Annotated in this window: 14 protein-coding genes; 11 read left to right on the forward strand and 3 right to left on the reverse strand. The window is 60.9% G+C overall.

Features of this window, described 5'->3' with window-relative positions; translation table 11 throughout:
• Nucleotides 1-61: 61 nt before the first annotated feature.
• The 3 genes from HV670_RS17210 (at nt 62) to HV670_RS17220 (ending at nt 3,013) form a co-directional block, all read left to right on the forward strand.
• Nucleotides 62-1,186 carry a DUF3300 domain-containing protein gene (locus HV670_RS17210; RefSeq protein ID WP_175106012.1) on the forward strand — a complete coding sequence of 375 codons (1,125 nt, stop codon included), beginning with the start codon at nt 62-64 and terminating at the stop codon, nt 1,184-1,186.
• A 393-nt stretch (nt 1,187-1,579) separates the two neighbouring features.
• Nucleotides 1,580-2,719: a GTP 3',8-cyclase MoaA gene (gene moaA, locus HV670_RS17215; RefSeq protein ID WP_175106013.1), complete on the forward strand. Its 1,140-nt coding sequence runs from the start codon at nt 1,580-1,582 to the stop codon at nt 2,717-2,719.
• A 33-nt stretch (nt 2,720-2,752) separates the two neighbouring features.
• A complete protein-coding gene (locus HV670_RS17220; RefSeq protein WP_175106014.1) occupies nt 2,753-3,013 on the forward strand; it encodes a MoaD/ThiS family protein in 261 nt (86 codons plus the stop codon).
• A gap of 70 nt (nt 3,014-3,083) precedes the next feature.
• Here the strand turns inward: HV670_RS17220 and HV670_RS17225 are convergent, their stop codons facing one another.
• The gene (locus tag HV670_RS17225) at nt 3,084-4,511 is read right to left on the reverse strand and encodes an aminotransferase-like domain-containing protein (protein WP_175106015.1); all 1,428 of its coding nucleotides are present in this window, start codon (nt 4,509-4,511) and stop codon (nt 3,084-3,086) included.
• A 216-nt stretch (nt 4,512-4,727) separates the two neighbouring features.
• On the opposite strand from HV670_RS17225, the gene HV670_RS17230 reads away from it, so the two are divergent.
• The 7 genes from HV670_RS17230 (at nt 4,728) to HV670_RS17260 (ending at nt 14,973) form a co-directional block, all read left to right on the forward strand.
• Entirely contained in the window at nt 4,728-7,055 is a 2,328-nt protein-coding gene (locus tag HV670_RS17230) for an FdhF/YdeP family oxidoreductase (protein WP_175106016.1), read from the forward strand.
• A 76-nt stretch (nt 7,056-7,131) separates the two neighbouring features.
• Nucleotides 7,132-8,529 carry a cytochrome ubiquinol oxidase subunit I gene (locus tag HV670_RS17235; protein WP_175106017.1) on the forward strand — a complete coding sequence of 466 codons (1,398 nt, stop codon included), beginning with the start codon at nt 7,132-7,134 and terminating at the stop codon, nt 8,527-8,529.
• 45 nt (nt 8,530-8,574) lie between these two features.
• Nucleotides 8,575-9,561, forward strand: a complete 987-nt coding sequence (gene cydB / locus HV670_RS17240; protein ID WP_175106018.1) for a cytochrome d ubiquinol oxidase subunit II — start codon at nt 8,575-8,577, stop codon at nt 9,559-9,561.
• Nucleotides 9,562-9,597: 36 nt separating this feature from the next.
• Entirely contained in the window at nt 9,598-10,518 is a 921-nt protein-coding gene (locus HV670_RS17245) for a bestrophin family protein (protein ID WP_175106019.1), read from the forward strand.
• A 153-nt stretch (nt 10,519-10,671) separates the two neighbouring features.
• Nucleotides 10,672-11,544 (forward strand): formate dehydrogenase accessory sulfurtransferase FdhD, encoded by an 873-nt coding sequence (gene fdhD / locus HV670_RS17250; protein ID WP_175106020.1) that lies wholly within the window; start codon nt 10,672-10,674, stop codon nt 11,542-11,544.
• 398 nt (nt 11,545-11,942) lie between these two features.
• Nucleotides 11,943-14,105 carry a TonB-dependent receptor gene (locus HV670_RS17255; RefSeq protein ID WP_175106021.1) on the forward strand — a complete coding sequence of 721 codons (2,163 nt, stop codon included), beginning with the start codon at nt 11,943-11,945 and terminating at the stop codon, nt 14,103-14,105.
• A 472-nt stretch (nt 14,106-14,577) separates the two neighbouring features.
• Entirely contained in the window at nt 14,578-14,973 is a 396-nt protein-coding gene (locus HV670_RS17260; protein ID WP_175106022.1) for an energy transducer TonB, read from the forward strand.
• A gap of 22 nt (nt 14,974-14,995) precedes the next feature.
• Here the strand turns inward: HV670_RS17260 and HV670_RS17265 are convergent, their stop codons facing one another.
• A complete protein-coding gene (locus HV670_RS17265) occupies nt 14,996-15,256 on the reverse strand; it encodes a hypothetical protein (RefSeq protein ID WP_175106023.1) in 261 nt (86 codons plus the stop codon).
• Nucleotides 15,257-15,678: 422 nt separating this feature from the next.
• On the opposite strand from HV670_RS17265, the gene HV670_RS17270 reads away from it, so the two are divergent.
• Complete coding sequence (locus tag HV670_RS17270) at nt 15,679-16,803, forward strand: flavin-containing monooxygenase (RefSeq protein ID WP_175106024.1); 1,125 nt, start codon at nt 15,679-15,681, stop codon at nt 16,801-16,803.
• A gap of 60 nt (nt 16,804-16,863) precedes the next feature.
• On the opposite strand, the gene HV670_RS17275 is transcribed toward HV670_RS17270, so the two are convergent.
• Complete coding sequence (locus tag HV670_RS17275; protein WP_246257602.1) at nt 16,864-17,244, reverse strand: hypothetical protein; 381 nt, start codon at nt 17,242-17,244, stop codon at nt 16,864-16,866.
• Between the last annotated feature and the right edge of the window lie 27 nt (nt 17,245-17,271).

Raw genomic sequence — 17,271 nt, forward strand, 5'->3', positions numbered from 1 at the left:
ACGACGTTGATCTAGTTCAAAATGTCGCCAAGATATGAATCGCAAGGTGGGAGCAGAGGCTATGAAATTCGTGAAGCAGGGTTGTGCCGTCTTTGTATTCTCATGCCTGGTGCTAGGTATCGCACGCGATGCGATAGCGGATGAGGCGGATCAGCCGATGATTGCATCGGCGCAGGTGTCACAGCAGACGCCCGAATCCGAGGCATCACAGCAGACGCCCGAACCGCAGGCGTCACAGCAGACACCCGAACCCCAGGCGCCACAACAGACGCCCGAACAGCTGCAGCAGCTCGTGGCACCCATTGCTTTGTACCCGGACGCCTTGGTGGCACAGATCCTCGCAGCTTCGGCCAATACGGTAGAAATTGTCGAAGCAGACCGATGGATGCAAGCGCACCCGGAACTGAAGGGGGACGCGCTGGCCGCAGAAGTGAACAAGCAGAGCTGGGATCCGAGCGTCAAGGCCCTCACGGGGTTCCCTTCGGTACTGGCCAATCTGGACCAGAATCTGGCCTGGACCTCACAGGTCGGCGACGCCTATATGAACCAGCCTCAGGAGTTGATGAGCGCCGTCCAGGCGATGCGTGGACGGGCCCAGGAAGCCGGAAACCTCGAAAGCACGGGTCAGGAGACGGTAAGCACCCAGGGCCAATCGATCGCGATCGAGCCTGCGGAGCCTGACGTGGTGTACGTGCCGCAATACGATCCCTGGCTGGTCTATGGGGCACCGGTAGCAGTCTGGCCGGGCTGGTATCCCTACTCGGGTCTCTACCTTGACGGACCGGGAATTGCGTTTGGCATAGGCTTCGGGCTCGGTTACTTCGGTGGTTACGGATGGGGATGGAATCACTGGAGGCCCGACTGGAATCGCCGAGCGGTAATGTACAACCACCACGCTTACATTTCGCACGGTGGGGCCTTCAACCGAGGCCACTTTGGCGGAAATTTCAATCATGCCCCGGGGTTTCACGGCGGCGGATTCAACGGAAATGCGGGTTCCCATATGTCGTCATCGCAGCGAGGACTCGCAGGAGCGCGCGTTGGGTTTCGTGGCAACTACGGACGGTATGGCGGTGGCTTTTACGATGATCGCGTCGGTCGGGACGGCCGATCGGACTTCGGACGATCGGGCTTTGGTGGATTTGCGCATGGAGCCGCAGGTGGCCATGGCGGAGGCTTCAGGTAACGACGCCTTCTACGATCGCTTGAACTGACGCGCCAGCAGACCCGGCTTCCTGCTGGCGGAGGCTGATGCAGTCTTTGCGTACTGCTCCGAGGTCCGGCCTTTCTTTGCGTCGAAGCGGGTCGACTCCGTCGTCTCTCGGAAAGGCGGCTCATTGCTTGCCGAAAAAGCCGCCTCCGCCCATGGCCCACGCGCCGCAGCGGCAAATCCACTGAATGTGTTCGTGCCAGGCTGCGGCGTCGCCTTGGCGACGTTTTGTGCTCCTGCAATGGGAGAACGACTGTACTCGTTCGGTCCGATGGTTTTCCCCTATCCTTTGCCGCATGAATTGGTCGAGCGTCGGAATTCGGCGCCGCACCGCATGCCGCGCACGCGGAAACAAACCACCCCTTTGCCATGAAGCACCCAGAGGCTGACGCGAACACCTTCCACTACGCATTGCGCGGCGCCCAAGCAGCGCCTCCCGTCGCGTTTAACGAAGCCGATTCGACCTCACTTCTGTCCGAATGCACGGACAAACTGGGGCGGCCGCTGAAAGACCTGCGGCTATCGGTTATCGATCAGTGCAACTTCCGCTGCACCTATTGCATGCCGAAGGAGGTCTTCACGAAGGACTTCCCGTTCCTTAGTTCGACATCGCGTATGTCGTTCGACCAGATGACATTCCTGGTCAAGTCCTTCGTCATGCTCGGCGTCGAAAAGATCCGCATTACGGGTGGCGAGCCGCTGCTGCGCAAGGGTCTCGAGATACTGATCGAAAGACTCGCGCGCCTGCGTACGCCCGAAGGCAAAGACATCGAAATCGCGCTCACGACGAATGGTTCCTTGCTCGCGGCAAAGGCCCGCTCGCTGCGCGATGCCGGTCTGCAGCGCGTGACCGTCAGTCTCGACAGTCTGGACGATGCGGTATTTCAAAGAATGAACGACGTCGGCTTTCCGGTTGCGCGGGTCCTGGAGGGCATTGAAGCGGCAACGGCGGCAGGTTTGTCGCCGGTCAAGGTCAATACCGTTGTCGAGAAGGGCGTGAATGAGAACCAGATCCTGCCGATCGCGCGGTACTTTCGAAACACAGGTGTCATCGTCCGCTTTATCGAGTTCATGGACGTCGGCGGCGCCGCGTCGTGGGCAAGAAAAAGCGTCTTCACGTCCGACGATTCACGGCGTCTGATAGAAAGCGAGTTCGCGCTTCAACCCCAACTCACGCAGCGCGCCAACGAAACCGCATGCAACTTCGACTATGCGGACGGTGCGGGAAGTGTCGGATTCATCTCCAGCGTGTCACAGCCGTTTTGTGGAGACTGCACGCGCGCGCGCGTCTCCGCTGACGGCAAGATGTTCACATGCCTGTTTGCAACGGGATCGTTCGATCTCAAGCCCTGGCTCGGCGAAGCCCTTGCGCCTGAGGCCCTTGCGCGGAAAATCCTCGGCCACTGGCGCCGCCGCGACGACCGATATTCGGAGCTGCGCGGCGTGCGCGCGCAAGCCGGCTCAAAGAAGGTCTATCCGACCGTGCGCATGTCCCTCGTCGGTGGCTAGCCGGCATCTACACGCATTGCGAAGGTGTTGAACGTGAAGATTGAAGTCAAGTATTTTGCAAGCATCCGCGAAGCGGCCGGGTTGACGAACGAAACGGTTACGCTGGACGTGAGCGCCACGCCGACCGTGGACAGCGTGCGCACGCTGTTGGCGCAACGCAGTTCGACGCTTCGCGAAGCACTCGCCACGGGGCGACCCGTTCGAACAGCCGTCGATCACGTGATGCGCGGCGGGGATTTCGAACTGGCGGACGGTTGTGAAGTGGCCTTCTTTCCACCGGTAACGGGTGGCTGAAGACGTCTCGCCTCAAAGCAGGGCTGGATCGAAGTCTCCGTTAGCGCCTCACGCACGCTCGGATCAATGCTTATCGCATGCACGCGCTGACGAGCTTGCCGACCGTGATGAGTGCCTTTTCGATTTCCGGCGACCACGTATAGCTGTAATTGAGCCGGATGAAGTTGCGGTAGCTGTTCGTCGTGGAGAACATGTAGCCGGGCCCGACCGTAATGCCTTGTTGGAGCGCGAGCTGGTAGAGCTTCATCGAGTCCACGTCCGGCGGCAGCTCGACCCACAGCACGTAGCCGCCCATCGGATGCGACGTGCGCGTGCCTTCGGGGAAAAACCGCATGACGGTCGCGGCCATGAGGTTGGCTTGCTGCGCGTACACCTTGCGCACGCGGCGCAAGTGATGCTCATAGCCGTCATTCTCCAGGTATTCGGCGATCGCGAGCTGCGGGATCGACGGCGTCGTCAGTGTGTTGAGGAACTTGAATTTTTCGACTTGATCCCGGTAACGGCCAGGGATCGCCCAGCCGATTCGATACGCGGACGTCAGGCTCTTCGAGAACGACGCGCAATGCAGGACGAGCCCCTTCGTATCGTAGGCCTTGAGGGGAGTGGGGTGCGCGTCCCCAAAGTACAGTTCGTTGTAGACATCGCTTTCGATGGCGGGCACGTCATGGTGCTCGAGCAGTTTGACCAGCTCGCGCTTCTTTTCGTCGGGCATCAGGAAGCCGAGGGGATTCTGGAAATTCGGCATCACCATGCACGCGGCGATGCGGCGCGTGTCCAGAATTCGCGAAAGCGCGCCGATATCGATCCCTTCACGAGGGTGCGTCGCGACTTCGATCGCACGCATTCCCATCCGCTCGATCGCGTGCAGCATCGCGTAGAACGTCGGCGACTCGACGGCCACCGTATCGCCTGGTTTCGCGACCGCCTGCAGGCAGAGGTTGATTGCCTCGGTCGCGCCGACTGTCACGACGATCTCGTTGGGATCCACCGACACGCCGTTCTCCAGATAACGGCGCGCAACTTGGCGGATCAAGTGCGGGTTCCCCGGCGGCAGTTCGTCGGTCACGCCCCATTGCGTCTTGCGGCGCCCGATGTTGTACGCGTAGCGGTTGATCTTGTCGAAGGGGAACAGCTTCGGGTCGGGGTAAGGCGAGCCCAGCGGCGCGGCCGACTCGGCGCCGATCAAGCGTAGCGTGGATAACACGAGCCGGCTCACATCGACCTGCGCGGACACCGCGATCGGCTTCGAGGTCACCAGCTCATTCGCGGCACCGTTGACCGCGTCGGCCGGCGTGAGACGAACGAAGTAACCGGATTGCGGGCGACTCTCGATGACGCCCTTGCTTTCGAGCAGCAAGTACGCGTGGATCACCGTCGTGATGCTGAGCTTGTGATGCTGGCTCGATTGCCTGACCGAAGGAATGCGATCGCCGTGCCGAAGCACGCCACGGCGTACCTGGCTCTCGATGTCCTTTGCCAATTTCTCGTATAGCTTCACCGACTCTCTCTCTTCGCCTGGCTCGGCCCGGCGCGCCGTCGTGGCGTGGGCTGCGCCGCGGCCCCTATTTGACAGATAACTGTACTCTTTTCATCACCGAGCATGTGTGTGCCCTGCGCATGGCCGAAGCCTCGTAAGCTTCAGTCATGCATACGCGATGCGATGCGCCCGACTTCCAGGACGCAAGCACTGCGTAAGGTCTACGGAACAAACGTCATGGAAAAAACCAAGCCGCAAGGTCGCATCGAGCCCTATCATCACCCGGCCGCCGGCTGGGGCGCGCTGAAGTATGTCGCCATCAACCTGATCAAGGAGAAGGTTACAGGCGGCAACTACAAGACCCTTTTCAAGCAGAACCAGCCAGACGGTTTCGATTGTCCCGGCTGCGCGTGGCCGGACCGGCAACATGCTTCCACCTTCGAATTCTGCGAGAACGGTGTGAAGGCGGTTGCTGCCGAGGCGACCAGCAAGCGCGTGACGCCTGCGTTCTTCGAGGAGTATACGGTCGAAACGCTGATGATGCAGGATGACTACGAACTCGAGCAGCACGGCAGGTTGACCGACCCGATGGTCTATGACGCGCTCACCGACAAGTACAAGCCGATCTCCTGGGACGACGCGTTCAGGCTGATCGCCAGGCACCTGAACGCGCTCGACACCCCGGATCAGGCTGCGTTCTATACGTCGGGCCGCACGGGCAACGAAGCTGCGTTTCTGTATCAGCTGTTTGTGCGCATGTTCGGCACCAACAACTTCCCGGATTGCTCGAACATGTGCCACGAGGCGACCAGCCGCGCCCTGCCCGGCACGGTGGGCGTCGGCAAGGGCACGGTCACGCTCGACGACTTCGAACTCGCCGATACGCTGCTGATTTTCGGCCAGAATCCCGCGACGAACCACCCACGCATGCTCGGCGAACTGCGCGAATGCGCCAAACGCGGCGCCACCATCGTGTCGATCAATCCCTTGCGCGAACGTGGGCTCGAGCGTTTCTCCAGTCCCCAGCACCCACTGGAAATGCTGTCGATGTCGAGCACGAAGATCGCGTCGACGTTCATCCAGCCGAAGCTCGCCGGTGATTTCGCGCTGCTCAAGGGCGTCGCGAAGCGCGTGCTCGAACTCGATGACGAAGCGCTCGCGCAAGGCAGCGAACGCATTCTCGACACCGAATTCATCGAACAGCACACATCCGCCTTCGAGGCTTTCGCAATCGATCTGCGCGCCGCGAGCTGGGCTGCGCTCGAAGCCGAATCGGGTGTCGCCCGCGCGGACATCGAAAGCCTCGCCCGCATCTACGTGAACGGCAAGCGCGTGATCGCGACCTGGGGCATGGGCCTCACGCAGCACAAGAACTCAGTGGCGACCGTGCATATGCTGTCGAACCTGATGATGATGCGCGGCAATATCGGTCGCGAAGGCGCGGGCCTGTGCCCGGTTCGCGGCCATTCGAACGTGCAGGGCAACCGCACGGTCGGCATCGAAGACAAGCCCGCGCAAGCATTCCTCGACCGCCTCGGCAAGGTGTTCGATTTCGAGCCGCCGCGCGAGCACGGCTTTGACGTCGTCGAAACGATCGAGGCGATGCTCGAAGGCCATGTGAAGGTGTTCCTCGGCCTTGGCGGCAACTTCTCGATTGCGACACCCGACACGTCGCGCACGTGGGAGGCGCTGCGCGCCTGCGATCTGACCGTCCATATCACGACCAAGCTCAACCGCAGCCATCTCGTGCACGGCAAGGACGCGCTGATCCTACCGACCCTCGGCCGCACCGAAATCGATATGCAGGATGGTGTGTCGCAAGGCGTGACCGTCGAGGACTCGATGAGCATGGTGCACATCTCGTACGGCATGAACACCCCGGCGTCGAAAAACCTGATGTCGGAGACAGCGATTGTCGCGCACATTGCGAACGCGACGATCGGCAGCGCGAAAGTCGACTGGCTCGGCTACGCCAAGGATTATTCGCGCGTGCGTGATGCGATCGAGAGCGTGCTCGAGGACTTCAAGCACTACAACGATCGGATCGCGCATCCGGGCGGCTTTCACCTGCGTGTCGCTTCACGCGAGCGCGACTGGCAGACGCCGACCGGCAAGGCCAACTTCATCGTGCACCAGATCGAGGATGACACTCCGATCAGCCGCGCGAAGAAGCAACACGGTGAGCGCCTGATGACGCTGATGACGACCCGTTCGCACGACCAGTACAACACGACCATCTATGCGCTCGACGACCGCTATCGCGGCGTGTTCGGCCAGCGCCGTGTCGTGTTCGTCAACCCCAAGGACCTCGAAATGCTGGGCTTCAGCGCAGGCGAGTGGGTCGACATGACCACCGTGTGGGACGACGGCATTGAGCGCCGGGCCGACTCGTTCCTGCTCGTCGAGTACGACATTCCGCGCGGCTGCATTGGTGCGTACTACCCGGAGACGAACCCGCTCGTTCCGCTCGCGAGCGTTGGCGACGTGTCCAACACGCCGACCTCTAAGTCGATCCCGGTGCTGCTGCACCGGTCCACGCCGCCGGTCGTAGCCACCGCTACGTGAGCCAACCGCCTCATGAATTGAGCAGCGCGCCGGCTGGCGCGCGCTCCCGATTTCCCTTCTTGCCCGTGTGACCATCATGTTACTTGACGCCTTACATCTCGCGCGCAGCCAGTTCGCGATGACCGCCATCTTTCATATCCTGTGGCCGATTCTGACGGTCAGTCTGTCGGCCTTTCTGCTCGTCGTCGAGATTCTCTGGGTCCGCACGAGTGAGGTCGTGTGGTATCGCCACGCTCGTTTCTGGAGCAAGCTGCTTATTTTGAATTTTGCCGTCGGCGTCGTGAGCGGCATTCCGATGGAGTTTCAGTTCGGTACCAACTGGGGGCCATTCTCGGAATTCACCGGCCAGTTCTTCGGCAATATTCTCGGCTTTGAAGGCGCGATGGCCTTCATGCTCGAGGCGGGCTTTGTCGGCATCATGATCCTTGGCTGGACTCGCGTGCCGAAGGGCGTGCATCTGTTCGCCACCGCGATGGTCGCGCTCGGGTCGTCGATCTCCGTGTTCTGGATCATGGTCGCCAACTCATGGATGCAAACGCCGGCCGGCGTGGCGCTCGTCGATGGCAAGCTTGCCGTGACCGACTATGTCAAGGCCATTTTCAATCCTGACATGGCCTGGGGCGTGTCGCACATGTGGTTCGCCGCGCTCGAAACCGGCCTCATGGTCATCGCCGGCATTTCCGCCTACTACCTCCTGAGGCGCCGCAACCCCGAGTTCTTCGTGCGTTCGTTCAAGCTCGCGCTGCTGTTGCTCGTGTTTATCACGCCGGTGCAGATCTGGCTCGGCGATTCGAGCGGCGTCGACGTGTTCGCTACCCAGCCTGCCAAGGGCGCGGCAATCGAAGGCCACTGGGAAACCAACGCCCCCGGTACCGGCGCTTCGTGGTCGCTGCTCGCATGGCCCGACAAGGCGAACCAACGCAATGACTGGTCGCTTGAAATCCCCGGCCTGCTGAGCGTCCTCGGCACGCACAGCCTGCACGGCCAGGTGAAGGGTCTGGCGGACATCCCGGTTGCCGACCAGCCGCCCGCGCTGCCGCTGCTTTACTACGCGTTCCGCGCGATGGCCGGCATCGGCTTCCTCTTCATGGTCCTTGCTTTCTGGACGGCGTACTCATTGCGCAAGGCGCGCGGCCAGCTCGAAGCGCTGCTCGCGCAACGCAAGCTGCTGCTCGCATGGGTATTGGCTATTCCGCTGCCGTATATCGCAGTCGAATGCGGCTGGATCGTGCGTGAAGTCGGACGCCAGCCCTGGGTCGTGTACGGATTGCTGCGCACCGAAAATGCGGCTTCCGCCATCGCTCCCATGGCGATTACCGGCAGCATGGCGATGTTCGCAGTCTTCTACGTGGTGCTGATCTCGTCGTTCTTCTACTTCGCACGCCGCTGGCTGAAGAAGGGACCCGACCTCACGCTGCTGCCCCCCGCCGAGCCGACACGTCAGAGCGTCGCGCACACCGCGGCCGAACATTAAATCGAGGACGCCCGCGTTCAAGTTCATCGAGAAAGGTTACCCAAAATGAATTCTGTCACCGCTGAAAGTTTGTTGAGCCATACGTGGTTTGGCCTGATCGGGCTGATGCTCGTGCTCTATGTGATTACCGACGGCTTCGACCTCGGTGTCGGTATCCTGAGTCTGTTCCGTTCGAAGGAATCTGACCGGGACTTGATGATCCAGTCGATCGGACACGTTTGGGACGCCAACGAAACGTGGCTCGTCGTGCTCGGCGGCGCCCTGTTCGGTGCATTCCCGGCTGCGTACGCCATGCTGCTGTCGGACTTGTACGTGCCTGTGATGGTGCTGATCGCGAGCCTGATCATGCGCGGCGCCGCGATCGAATTTCGTCACGCGGCGACGACCACGCGGCCGATATGGGATCGCGTGTTCGGCATCGGGAGCCTGCTTACCGCGGTGTGCCAGGGTGTGATTCTCGGCAAGGTCATCACCGGCTTGTTGCCGGGCAGCCTTCAAACAGGGTTCGTCGCGCTGACCGCAGTCGGTGTCGTGTCGGGCTATGCGCTTATCGGTGCCACCTGGCTGGTCAAGAAGACCACCGGTCGGCTGGAAACGGCCGCGCGGCGCTACTCCATGATCACCGTTGTCACGACCGTGGCCGCCGCCATCGCCATCTCGATCGGCACGCTGACGCTCAGCCCGATTGGTGCCGGGCGCTGGGAACAAGCCGGCGTGTTCCATGTCCTCGTTGCGCTCGCGATCGTCGCGGCGCTGGCTTTCTGCTACGTCCTCTATTCGGCGTATATGGGTGGCGAGAATGGGCCGTTCAATGCGACGATGGTCCTGTTCGTCACCTCGTTCGCCGGCCTCGCCGTCAGCCTCTTCCCGTATATCGTGCCAGGACAGCTGAGCATCGCGTCTGCCGCATCGAACAGCACTACGCTGATCTTCATGCTGATCGGCATGGGCACCGTGATGCCGATCATGATCGGCTACAACCTGTATCAGTATCACCTGTTCCGCGGCAAGGTCGTTGCGGCCCACCATTGATCAGCAGTCTTGCACCGGCAAATATCGGAGCGCTAAGTGATCGTCAGGCCCCCCCATAACTGGTTCCGTATGCTGTTCGTGTGGAACGGATCGGTACTTCAATCGATCCTTCCGCAACTAGGTGTGCTGGCCCTGGTGGGGGTGCTGGTGGACGTTGCCTACCTGTTCAATTTACGCCCGACGATTCCGCTCAACACCACGCCGTTCACGCTGTGCGGTGTCGCGCTCACGATCTTCCTAGCCTTTCGGAACAACGCGAGCTATGAGCGGTTCTGGGAGGCGAGGCGCCTTTGGGGGCATGTCCTGATCTCAGCGCGGAATCTGACGTCGCAAGCGCTTTGCTACGTGCCGGAGGATGTGCTGGAGTTCGACCGGACCGAGTTCGTGCACGGGATCATCGCCTTTGCCTATGCACTCAAGCATCAATTGCGCAAGACTGATCCCACGTCCGATCTCCTGCCCTACGTCGGCGCCGAGCGAACCCGTGTGCTACAGGCAAAACACTATCGGCCCACGGTGCTCCTGAAGGAAATCCGGCATGTGGTGAGCGCGTTGCAACGGCGCGGCGCGATCTCCGACACGCAGATGTGGATGTTCGACAAGCAGTTGAACGAACTGGGAGCGATGGTCGGCGGCTGCGAGCGGATCGCGTCGACACCGATACCCTACCCCTACGGCGTGCTGCTGCATCGCACCGTGTACGCCTACTGCCTGCTGCTGCCGCTCGGCCTGGTCGATACGCTCGGCCTCGCAACGCCGCTCATCTCCCTGTTTGTGTCATACACGCTGATTGCGCTCGAGGCTATCGCAAGCGAACTCGCCGAACCCTTCGGCATGGCTCCGAACAGCCTGGCACTCGATGCGATGACCCGCAATATTGAACGCTCGCTGCTCGAACTGTGCGACCAGCCGCTTCCTGTCGAAATGAAGGTGGACCGGCGCTACCAGCTGACGTAAGAACGCCACATCGCGCGGCCGCGAATCTGTAGCTTGACGATGCGGCCCGTTCTGTACTCTCCCGCTGGCCATCTATTGCGTACGATGTTTCATACGGAATGCGGGCCGGCTCAAGCGCGATGCCCCACACTCCACTGTCCCGAAGGAGAAAAGATGTCTAGTGATCCAGCCACCGAACACACCGGAAGCGTTTCGTGCCCGATCGTCCGCCATCGGCGAGGTGTGTCGAAGGCTGTCACGGATCATGTCGTTGAGGAATTCCCCGTTGCGCTCGTCTTCAACGGTATTTCGCATGCAGTCATGATGGCGACCCCGCTCGATCTCGAATCGTTCGCGGTGGGCTTCGCCTTGACCGAAGGCATCGTCGAGCGCACGGCCGACATCTACGATCTCGAAGTCCTCATGTACCCCGACAGCGCGGAGGTGCAGCTGACCATTGCACAACCGGCGTTCCTGCAGTTGAAAGACAAGCGGCGTAGCCTCGCCGGCCGTACTGGCTGCGGCGTATGCGGGATCGAAAGCATCGAATTGCTGGATCTGCAACCGCAAAAGATTGCGCGTCGAGAGGGTATGTCCGATGTGTCGCCTTCGGCGATCGAAGCGGCCGCGAGCGAACTACCCGACCGGCAGATCCTGATGCGCGAGACAGGAGGAATCCACGCAGCGGCATGGTGCAAGCCCGATGGCTCTATCGTCGAAGTGTTCGAGGACGTCGGTCGCCACAACGCGCTCGACAAGCTGATCGGCGGTCTCGCTCTGCGCCGGGAAGACATGCAGGACGGTTTCGTTTTTTTGTCGAGCCGGGCGAGCTACGAGCTCGTGCGCAAGACGGCACGAATGAACATTGCGCTGCTCGCCACGATATCGGCGCCGACGTCGCTCGCGATCGACCTCGCTCAACGTGCCGGCATGCGTCTGTTGAGCTTCTGCCGGGAAGACGGCTTTGTCGAGTACACGGCAAATGAATCTTCGTCTCCGGTCCGCCAAGCTGCATCGATGGAAACCGTTCGCACGGATGCCGCATAAGTCAACGGGGCCCACCCAGAGGTCTTCGACCATGGCTCCGGAGCGGCGCGACCTTCCTGGCCCGTCGCGAGCCTGAATCCCTCCTACATCCCCCTGATCGGGATTGAACAGCCTGCCGGTTCCTGTCAGGTGACGTTCCTTTTGCGTTCACGGCAGCTTCGTGGAATCGCACTGTACCCCTCGGTCGAAGCCGGAATTGTGCTCTTTTCGGTCGTCCATGCAGTCATATGATCGAGGCCCGGCATTTATTCAGAAAAGCGAGCATCGGAATGCCGCTTTTTTTTGAAAGGTCGATGTATATGGGGATATATTTCGGTAGGCTTGCGCGCAGGCTGTAGGCCTATCTATTTAACGGGCTTAAAAATAAGATGAGGCGGTTAGTATTGGCGGTTGCGGTAATGTCTTTACGAGTCGAAATCAGTTACGCGCAAGAGGTCGGCGGCACGATCCAGATACCCGAGGTCAACGTTACGGCGCCCGCACCCACCACTCCAGTTTCAGGGGATCCAGGCGGTTTCGCCACCACACCTCAATACCACACGGAAAAAGCGAATCTGGGTCCACTTGGCGATCAGTCGATCCTGAAGACACCCTATTCGGTGACGGTCGTTCCCGAAGATCTCCTCGTCAATCAGCAGGTACAGACCGTCAACGATTCACTGCGATATCTCCCCTCGGTTGAAATCCGGGATCAGCAAGGCTACGAAGTGTCGCGGCCCCAGTCGCTCGGTTTCATGGGGAGCATCGTGCAGAACACGAGGCTCGATGGACTGAACATCATCGGTACGACAGCAATCGCGACAGAAAATCTCGCTGGCGTCGAGGTGCTCAATGGACTGGCCGGCTCCTTGTACGGCCCCGAGACGCCCGCCGGTGTTTTCAATTACATTTTGAAGCGTCCCACCGGTGCGCCACTCTTTAGCTATACCGAGGGGTACGACTCCACGGGCGTTTTCACCGAGCACGTGGACGTCGGTGGGACGGTTGGACAGGATGGTCAAATCGGGTACCGCTTCAACGTCGTCCACGGGGAGGGCTCAAGCTATGCGCCCGACAGCAACATCAATCGCACACTCATCAGCGCGGACGTCGACTTCCATATCGATAGCCAAACGGTCATCGAAACAGATTTCAGCCACTATTCGACGAGCGCTACCGGGCTGCCCGGTGGCATCCAATACGCTACACCTGGAACGAAGAGCACCGTGCTGCCCGCCGCGGTCAATCCGGACACGCTCGGATATGGACAACCCGGTGCGGGCCCGGAGCTTACGACTGATACCGGGCTGGTAAAGATCAAGCACAGTTTCAACGATCAGTGGAACGTCGAGGTGGGCGGTCTCTATCAAAACGCAGTTCGCGGGCTCTACGGCATCACGAACGAGTTGACCGACAATTCCGGTAACTACAACGTCGTCAAGAACTTCACCGCCGTGCCGCACTTTACGATCGGCAGTTGGATGGCCACCCTCAATGGCCATTTCGATCTTTTCGGCTTGAAGAATGACGTATCGATCGGCGCCAATGGTTTCGAGAATGGACAGTATTCCTATCGGAACAATATCGCCCAGACTCTAGGGTCAGCAAGCCTGGCAAACCCCGTGGTATTCCCGTCCTCGCCGGTCCCGAACACGGGCGGAGAATATGAGTCCGCGAGCCTGTCCCAAGAAAACATCATCACCGGCGATACGATTCATTTCAACTCGAAACTGGCGCTTCAGGCCGTACTCAGTACTTCGTTCTTTGATGGGCAGAGCTTCAATACGAGTGGCAAGACGACAAGTTCGGAAGTCCGAAATGGAGCACTGAGCCCAACCGTCAGCCTTATCTATACTCCGTCATCCAGACTGACCGCGTATGCAACTTTCGCCGAGACTGAAGAACAAGGCGACCAGGCGCCGTCTACCGCGGCGAACGCGAATCAGTTCATGGGACCGTATCACGACACGGAGTACGACGTCGGAGCCAAGTATGCAGTGAGCAACGACCTGCTCGTTTCCCTCGACGCCTTTCGCATGACGCGGCCGCTTGCCGAAGCCGACCTGACAAGCAATATCTTTTCGGTCGTCGGCACGCAAAGAGATGCCGGGGTCGAACTGTTCGTGCAAGGTAATCTTTTGCGAGACCTCACCGTCCTTGGCGGTGTGACCTATATCGATGCGAGACTGTGGGGAACCGGAAACCCCACGACGAACGACATGCTCGTGGTTGGCGTTCCGAACTGGAAAGCCGACCTGGCGTTTGACTACCACCCGGGGTTCGCCTACGGTTTTGCCCTGACCGGCGCAGTGCATCATGAGGGAACACGAGCCGCGATGAACACGAACACCTCCTTCGCCCCGGCCTACACGACATTGGATCTGGGCGTGCGCTACGTCTTGCCAGACTTCCAGAAACACAAGACTACCTTGCGTTTCCAGGTAAACAATCTGACCAATGTCTACTACTACTCGTCGATCGAAGACGGCACGACCGGTAACCTCGCCGGTAGTACCGGTGCTGACACGGCTTATCTAGGGGCGCCGCGGACGTTCATGGCCAGCCTCGAATTCGACTATTGATGGGCGCCGGATATCTGAAGGTCACGCTGGTGGGCCTCGAGGCGTCGGCCAAGTCATGAGCGGAGTCCCGTTGAAGCGGACAGGTGGCTGCCCCCGGATTGGCCCCTGTTGGCCTCAATGGGCGTTCAGCCTGACGCTGGTACTGGCGGCGCATATCGGAGGCGGGTTGTGGCTGTTGCGTCGGGCGACTCCGGTAAAAAGCCCCGTGGTACCCGCGGCGATCATGATTGATCTGGTACCGGCATCGCCAATGCCAGCCGCGCTAGCGTCAGCCAAGCCTGCGCCCGTGTCATCGCGGCAACAGCACGAGGCCCTGGCGCCGCTGCGGTCGCCGCGTCCGCATAGTCGGCCGTCACCGACGCGGCCACACCCAGCGATTGCGCAGTCGATGCATCAAGCGCCCACGGCCCCGGTGGTGCCACAGTCCAATCAAGCGCCGGCCCTGGTGGCGCCGCAGTCTGCTCAAGCGCCCATGGTCTCGATGCCATCGTCGGCGGTTCAGGCACCCGCGGCCTCGATTCCGCCGCGGACCGCTCAGGCGCCTGTGGCGACCCCGGCAACGGCAGACCTCAGCAGGCAGGCCCTGGCCACTTGGCAGGGTGGGCTCGCGGCCCATCTGGCTCGCTTCGAGCAGTTTCCCGAGCAAGCCCAGCGACGCGGCGAGCAGGGTGTGGTGCTGATGCGCGTTGCGGTGAGCCGCAACGGTCAGGTGTCGTCGATGTCAATGGCGCGTGGTTCCGGTTACGCAGACCTGGACGCGCAGGCACAGGCCTGGATCGAGCGCGCCGAGCCGTTGCCGCCTTTCCCGCCCGAGATTACCGCACAGCAGATGGTGTTGATGATTCCGCTACGCTTCACTCTGCGGTGATGCCGGCACGGCTACGCGAGACCTAGCCGCCACGTGCCGCGGCAATGGCGTGGTCACGAACTTTTGCCGCTGCGGCCTTTTCCGATTCGTAGACCTTTTTGGCGGCGGCGACTTTCCTGTTGTACTCCTTGTTGGCAGCGGCAATCTGTTGGCGCATCTTGACGATCGGATCGGTATGCCCGCTTGACGCGTCGTTCGTCATTGGCTCGGATGCAGTTTGTGCCCAACTCGTTGACCCAAACATGGCACTGCACAGTAGGATCGTTGCAATGGATTTCTTCATGATGACCTCGAACTGGACGGGTGGTGGAGCGACGATTGGGGTGACCCGGAGAAATTAGCCCGCCGCCAGGCTGATCAGGCCTTCAACCGTTGGAGCGGCGATAGCCTTACTGAGTTGAACAGACAGCGGTTAGCCGTCCGACGGTCGCTGTTTGCTGCCGAAACGACACTGCCGCGTCCAGAATTCCGGCAGCTCGATCCTCTTTCCTGGCAGGCTTGACGGCACCGAGTATTGATTACGGACTGCTCAGTGACAATTGGACCTTGGTCCAATACTGGCTCGGCGTGAACACGCGATCGCTCGAACCAGATCGGTATCGCGCACAGCTTTATCCTGGCGCGCTCGCGGGAAGGCCGCCGCAGTCTGCGCTCGCGCGGTGTCGTGCTAGCCTGATATCCACAGTCTGCGATGCGAGGTGTCACATGGACCACGTAACAGACACGCTGGTGATCGGTGCGGGGCCGGCGGGTCTTGCCGTGGCTGCGTGCTTGAAGAAACGCGACGTACCCTTTCTTGTCGTGGATCGGGCGGCCACGATCGGTTCGAGTTGGCGGCGTCACTATGACCGGCTGCACCTGCACACGGATCGCTCGCATTCGGCGCTGCCTTATCTTCCCTTTCCAAAGGGAACCCCACGATACCCGTCGCGCGAACACGTGATCGGGTATCTCGAACAGTATGCGCGGCATTTCCAGCTGGCACCGCATTTCGGCGAGGAGGTGCAGGCCCTGCGGGTCGTCGAGCAGGGATGGGCTGCGACGACCTCCGCCGGCGTCTACCGTTCACCACGAGTGGTCGTGGCTAGCGGCTACAACGCGGTTCCCCATGAGCCGCGTTGGCCCGGGCAAGAACGCTTCGGCGGGCACATCATGCACAGCAGTGCATATCGCAATGGCGAACCGTTTCGGGGGCAGCGCGTTTTGGTGATTGGCTTCGGCAACAGCGGCGGCGAGATCGCCGTCGATCTCCACGAGCATGGAGCCCAGGTGGCCGTGGCCGTGCGAGGGCCGGTGAACATCATTCCTCGCGACATCCTGGGCATCCCGGTGCTTTCCGTCGGAATCGCATTGAGCCGACTACCCACGCGTGTCTCCGATGCGCTGGCTGCGCCGTTTGTGCGGCTCATCATGGGGGACATTACCCGGCTTGGTTTCCGCAAGCTCGCCATGGGGCCTCTCGCGCAAATCAGGAATACGGCACGGGTTCCGCTCATCGACGTGGGCACGATCAAGCTCATTCGCGAGGGTTACATCGAGGTAGTGGGGGACGTAAGAGAAATGAGCGTGACCGGGGTGACATTCGATGACGGGCGTTCGCTCCACTTCGATGCGATTGTCGTCGCCACAGGTTTTCGCCCACGGACAGACGCGTTTCTTGAAGCGCAAGACGATGTTTCCGGCATGTGGAGGGCGGGTACATCAGGCGTAATGGGGACCGGGCAGGGTCTGTATTTCTGCGGCTTCATCGTTTCGCCGACAGGAATGTTGCGAGAAATCGGGATAGAGGCGCAGCGCATTGCCGAGGACATCGCGAGAACCCGTCATTGAGCGCAGGTTCGTTCCTGACGCTGGGTGCGCGAGGAAGCGGTGAGCGCCTTGCGCTCCCTTTCACGTGCCGATCCTCGTCTGGAGCGCGATGGAACGATCGGCCTCGAGCGATCCCTCGGCGCCGCCGGGGATTTTCGCGGTGGCTTTGACTTTCTTTACCGGTATGCGCAGTTTTGCGATGACGCCCTGCGGTTCGAGCGCCTCCATGAGGGCCGCCAGCAGTGCTGTCTCGGGCGCCGCACGGTTGTCCCAGAGGTTGGTGTATGCGGCCAGATAGCCTCGCGCGGCGGCGCTTGGCAGCAGGTCCATACGCAGGAATTCGGTCTTGCCCATGCGGCGACGGGCAAACATGCCCCGCGCCGACGAAAGCTTGAGGTCGAACGCGTCGAGATAGGCTTCGGCCAGCTTCGGACGCGCGAAATGCCAGGGATCGCGGTCCAAGGTATCAAAAGGTATCACGGGTTTTGA

Origin of the sequence: Pararobbsia alpina (assembly GCF_902859895.1) — a bacterium.
Lineage (GTDB): Bacteria > Pseudomonadota > Gammaproteobacteria > Burkholderiales > Burkholderiaceae > Pararobbsia > Pararobbsia alpina.